Below are 4,665 nucleotides of genomic sequence, written 5' to 3' on the forward strand. Positions count from 1 at the left end.
GGCGCTCGGCCTGCGATCCCGCCTCAGCGCCACGAAGCGCCCGTGGCCTGCCCTGATTGGATCTACAACAACCGTAACCAGGTCGAGCGCCTCTGGGCCAGGCTCAAAGAGTGGCGCGCCATCGCCAGCCGCTACGAGAAGACTGCCGTCAGCTTCATGGGCGTCCTCTCCCTCGCAGCCGCCCTCGATTGGCTCAAGCGATGACACGCCCTAGCGGAGAGCCGTTACTGGCTGGCAACGGGGAGATGATGTGGGTGCGTGCTGAGCGGGTGGCGCTGGACCTGATGCTTGGCAGCCCTCGGCGCGATTGGTCGACTTGGACGGTTGAGGTCTACGACGCATCCGGGCGGCGCGTGATATCGAAGCCGTTCACGAATGTTCTTAAAAATGAGACGTAGAGACCAAAGATTGGGACGCTCAGACAATAAGGTTCTGGTCTGTTCCTGACGTTGGTGCGTTACTCACGCCGCTAACGAACAGATCAGGCTGTGAATGATGAACGGTGTCGCTCACCTCAAATGGCTGTCTCGGCGGGGATACGCGTCGTCGGTAAAAAGCGCGATCGGCCAATCGATCGAACGGCGGAAAAAGGCTGCTCAGATGCCCGCAGCTTCGAGCGTGGATTCCGCGAGGCAGTCCGGCGGGAACGTGGTTGCGTTCACGCCGCGTGGTGTATCTGGCGATGATCAGACAGGCAAAAAGCTTCAAACTTCCTGAGTGGCTCTGGCGCTCGATCCGGTGAGAAGTTCGGGTGGCAGCACTGAAGCACAGGTCAGACGCCTATGCCTCGACCGCCCCGGCGTCGAGCACGAGCCGACGAACCAAAGCCTCCCGCCTTGCGTGACGCAGCACAATGCGGGCCGCCGCTCGGGCATTGGCCGCGCGCAGTTCAGCCTTGGGGGCGCCATCGCGGAGCGCGCGCCAGGCCAAAGCGCGAAACCATAGCGCATTGTCGAGAGCTACGGCACGACGATCAGTCACCGGTCCGCGCTCGTGCGAGTCGGACAATCCCAGGGTCTGCATGGCATCAATCCTGAGCGGCAAAGGTACGCCCGCTCTCGAACTAACGGCCTCATGACGCGGAATGATAGGCGAAACAATACTTATTTCTGCCCAGATATTCAACATCTTCCAGCAAGGGTTAGCATATGTGCCCTCACCATCCGTGAAATTTAGGGCATTCGTACAGATTCATGTTGGCGTAAAGGTTAATGACAGCGCTTCGTGAAATAATTTTGCCAAAGTCTTAATTAATCTATTCCGCTATCTCAGATTACAGAAATATATATGAAAGAAAAGAGCGTTGATGATCACAGGTCAGCTATGAACGACAATACGACCGATTTTGGTAGAGCGCTTGAGCTGACCCAAGAGCTGGCGCGTACGCTGATGCGAACGATCCAGGCTCAGCCCGGCAGGGTCAACGCGTCCGACATGGCCGCTATCCGTCGCTTTGAAGCGTTGGCACACCGAGGTGAGCTTTCAGAGGATCTCGCCGACGCCATCTCCGCCACGCGGCGGACCCTGGCCCGCTTAAATGCAGGGGGAAGGCATCCGCGGCGGACGAGGCTTATCTCGACAGCAGCGGAGTAGCGCTGCCTGACCAACCGTTGACCGGCTCGGCCCCGCCGCCCGATCTGATCACGGGCTGGCGGGGGAGGTCGACTATCTCATCAGCGGTAGGCCGATACGCAACTTGGTCCGGGTGCGGGATCGCGAGGCAGCGTTAGGGAGGTGTCACCGCACCGGATGCCGTAGTGTGCCGTAACGGGGCGCTGAGCGGCTTCAAGTCGTCTCCGCGACCTTCTCGACCTTCTTCCGCCCGCGGGCCTTCGGAGCCGCCTCAGGAGCCTGAGCGGCCTTGGGCTTCCTACCGCGGGTCTTGGGCGCCTCGGAGACTGTTTCGTCGGCTGCGGCAGCCTTGGGAGCCGCCTTTTTCCGTTGCTGACCGAGGCCGAGGGATCGAGCAAGCTCGGACCGCTGAGCGGAGTAGCTTGCAGCCGTCGACGGGTAGTCCGAAGGCAAGCCGTAGCGTGCGCGGTACTCCTCCAACGTCAGGCCGGCCACGGTCAGGTGGCGCTTCAGCGTTTTGTAGGGCTTGCCGTCGAGGAAGGAGATCAGCGCGTCGGGCGTGACCGACTTGCGGATCTGTGCCGGCGTCGGCTTCTCGGGGCCCGCGGGCTCGGCGGGCGCCCCGTTGGCAAGACCCGCCAAGGCCGTGTGCACGCTGGCGATAACCTTGGGTAGCTCCGACACCGGCACATTGTTGTTTGAGACATAAGCCGCGACGAGGTCGGCAGCGAGTTCGATGAAGTTGTTCGGTTGGGCTTCAGCTTGTTCGGCCACGGCGATCCCTTTCATTAAGTGGATCTATTGCTCTGCCGAACAAGGTTGATCGTCAAGGCATATCCAGAGAAAAACACACTACTGGATGAAAAAACGCGGATGAAAAAGTTTGTTGCTGTGCTTCAACATGAGGTTTAGCGGGGGATAGAAACCCCGGACCGCTCGAGCGTCCAAGGCTTCTATCCCCGCTGCAAGCTGCTGTAGAAGACCTGTTGACTGTTCCTGCCACAGCCGACGGCGCTCAATACGAGGACCGCTTGGTGTTGAGCCTCCAAGCCGGCTTGGCGCTAAGCTTCGGAGTCGTTCGAGGCACCGTGGGCCTCGATAGCCTGTCGTGGAAATAGGCGCTGTCGTTATCCACGAGTAGCCGGGGCCGCCCATGGGGACGCACCGGCCCACTTTTCCGCGAAACCATGTCCCTCGACCATGCGTACAGATCACAGCAGGCTCGCGCGATTTTGTGCGAGTCATGCCTTGATCTGGATGAGAGATCGGTAAATCTCACGCCGGTAACGTACACACAGGATAATTGAAGTGACGGAAGAAAACCTGGGGTTGAACCCCGATATGCTCACGATGGCAGCCGAACTGGTAGCTGCTTACGTTTCGAACAACCGCGTACCAGCGACTGAGCTTCCCGATCTAATCCGCACCGTTCATGCGGCTCTTATCGGCATCGCGAACGGGACAGCCGCCGATGGTGCTAACGCCCCGGCCGAAGAGGTCGAGCAGCCGACCGCAGCGCAGATCCGCAAGTCGATCCGCCATGAGGGTCTGGTCAGCTTCATCGACGGGAAGGCGTACAAGACCCTCAAGCGCCACCTCACAAAGCATGGGCTCGACCCGCACAGCTACCGGGCGAAGTTCGGCCTGCCGGACGATTATCCGACGACGGCTGCCGCTTACTCCGAGGCCCGCTCCGCCCTCGCGAAGAACATCGGCCTGGGCCGTCCCGGTCGTATGGCCGCCTAAACGGTCTACAGAAGCCCGCCGCGATCCAGCGGCGGGTTGGGGGGCCTCAACTAGCTCCATAGCCTCCCTTGGCGTTTCCAGAGCCGGTCGACGGCGGCTTCCCGTCGTAGCCACCGCTCTCAGGAGCATGGTCCGGTTGCGGATCGGGAAGGCCGGAGGAAGTCGGTCCGGCGCTCTCGGCCGGAGGCACAGGCGCCTTCGCAGGATCGAGCGGATAGCCTGGCGGTTGGGTGCCGGCTGCTTCTGTTTACGTCGCTTCGTCGTCGCTCCTGGGGTCCTCGCCAATGCTTTATCAGGCGAAGGCATCTCATCGATGGAGGTTCCCCCTACAGGGCGCCCGCTCTGTCATGGGGCCGTGATCTGTGCGACCGCCGGGGTGCGCCCAACAAGGCCACGAACGGCTCTGACGGCCCGCGCCGACAGCTGCACCAGACCTCCGATCGCGACGACAGCTGCGACAGTGAGGATGGCGCCGACGATCTTCAGCATGGGTAGGGCTCCGGTGCATGCGGTGCCTGCAATGAAGCGGCGCCGGTTCTGCCGTTATGGCAGCGCCCCGAAGGTGGCGAAGTTATGAGCCGTCAGTGGACCAGCATCATCAGGCCCTGGCCTATGAAGACCACGAGAGCGAGCTTGAGGATAAAGCCAGTGTCTTCAACTGCTTCGCGCATCGCTCGTCCCCGTCTCTGATGCTTAACGATCTCCTACATCGATCATCGAAGATAGCCCTTTTCATACATCGTTAGAAGTTTTACCGGGTTACACACAGGCGGTGCTTAACAATCTATTAAAGTTCAAGGCCGGCGTTAAGCATTGCACCGCACCGAATGCGCCTAGAGACGGCGCACGGAAAAAACCAGCACACTTAGGAGTGGCGAAGTTTGCTACTCCGCTTTTGCCGACGCCACGGCGCAGGCCACCGGGCGCTCCCCGCACCGTGCGTCAGGATGTCGAGCGCAGCGAACGGATCGAGCCTGACGCCCTCGCCGCAGTTTTTGGCAGTCCGCTCGACAGTGAAGGGTGGCTAAGGGTGGAATTCAGCTGATCCGCCCTGGAGCAGCGATGCAGGGAAGAGGACATCGTCGCAGTGCCCGATTGCGACCCATCGCGGACCTTGGGAAGGTCCGCTTCACGACATGCTGGCAGAGTATGACCCAAGTCCGCGCCGGGTTAGATTTTCGGTTGTCAGCTTTGGCGGGTGCTTTCCGAATAGCTGCCGCGCTTATCTGAAACCGTGGCCGTCGCATGCTTGACCGTGTGATCCCGGCACAGGATCTTCCCAAGGACATTCGGCGTGTGCGGCGGGAAACATGATCGGCCATCTGGAAATTCTGAGCCGCTTGATGC

Annotated in this window: 6 protein-coding genes; 3 read left to right on the forward strand and 3 right to left on the reverse strand. The window is 60.7% G+C overall.

Annotated elements, in window-relative coordinates; genetic code table 11:
- Nucleotides 1-204 (forward strand): transposase (locus tag FV223_RS20500; RefSeq protein WP_147728735.1); only part of this gene is annotated, 204 nt, incomplete at its 5' end.
- Nucleotides 205-780: 576 nt separating this feature from the next.
- Here FV223_RS20500 and FV223_RS20505 read toward each other — a convergent pair.
- Complete coding sequence (locus tag FV223_RS20505; protein ID WP_147728736.1) at nucleotides 781-1,023, reverse strand: hypothetical protein; 243 nt, start codon at nucleotides 1,021-1,023, stop codon at nucleotides 781-783.
- 264 nt (nucleotides 1,024-1,287) lie between these two features.
- On the opposite strand from FV223_RS20505, the gene FV223_RS20510 reads away from it, so the two are divergent.
- Entirely contained in the window at nucleotides 1,288-1,593 is a 306-nt protein-coding gene (locus tag FV223_RS20510) for a hypothetical protein (RefSeq protein WP_147728737.1), read from the forward strand.
- Nucleotides 1,594-1,785: 192 nt separating this feature from the next.
- On the opposite strand, the gene FV223_RS20515 is transcribed toward FV223_RS20510, so the two are convergent.
- On the reverse strand, nucleotides 1,786-2,361 hold the full coding sequence (locus tag FV223_RS20515) for a MucR family transcriptional regulator (protein ID WP_147728738.1): 576 nt from the start codon (nucleotides 2,359-2,361) through the stop codon (nucleotides 1,786-1,788).
- A 519-nt stretch (nucleotides 2,362-2,880) separates the two neighbouring features.
- Between FV223_RS20515 and FV223_RS20520 the strand changes: the two genes are divergently transcribed.
- Nucleotides 2,881-3,318: a MucR family transcriptional regulator gene (locus FV223_RS20520; protein ID WP_281407454.1), complete on the forward strand. Its 438-nt coding sequence runs from the start codon at nucleotides 2,881-2,883 to the stop codon at nucleotides 3,316-3,318.
- 345 nt (nucleotides 3,319-3,663) lie between these two features.
- Here the strand turns inward: FV223_RS20520 and FV223_RS30665 are convergent, their stop codons facing one another.
- Nucleotides 3,664-3,807: a hypothetical protein gene (locus tag FV223_RS30665; RefSeq protein ID WP_187276191.1), complete on the reverse strand. Its 144-nt coding sequence runs from the start codon at nucleotides 3,805-3,807 to the stop codon at nucleotides 3,664-3,666.
- Nucleotides 3,808-4,665 lie beyond the last annotated feature (858 nt).

Origin of the sequence: Methylobacterium sp. WL116, from assembly GCF_008039455.1 — a bacterium.
GTDB lineage: Bacteria > Pseudomonadota > Alphaproteobacteria > Rhizobiales > Beijerinckiaceae > Methylobacterium.

Excerpts from the sequence above, each read along its gene's own strand:
- FV223_RS20505 (WP_147728736.1), bottom strand. The coding sequence starts at position 1,023 with ATGCAGACCCTGGGATTGTCCGACTCGCACGAGCGCGGACCGGTGACT.
- FV223_RS30665 (WP_187276191.1), bottom strand. The coding sequence starts at position 3,807 with ATGCTGAAGATCGTCGGCGCCATCCTCACTGTCGCAGCTGTCGTCGCG.
- FV223_RS20515 (WP_147728738.1), bottom strand. The coding sequence starts at position 2,361 with ATGAAAGGGATCGCCGTGGCCGAACAAGCTGAAGCCCAACCGAACAAC.
- FV223_RS20510 (WP_147728737.1), top strand. The coding sequence starts at position 1,288 with ATGAAAGAAAAGAGCGTTGATGATCACAGGTCAGCTATGAACGACAAT.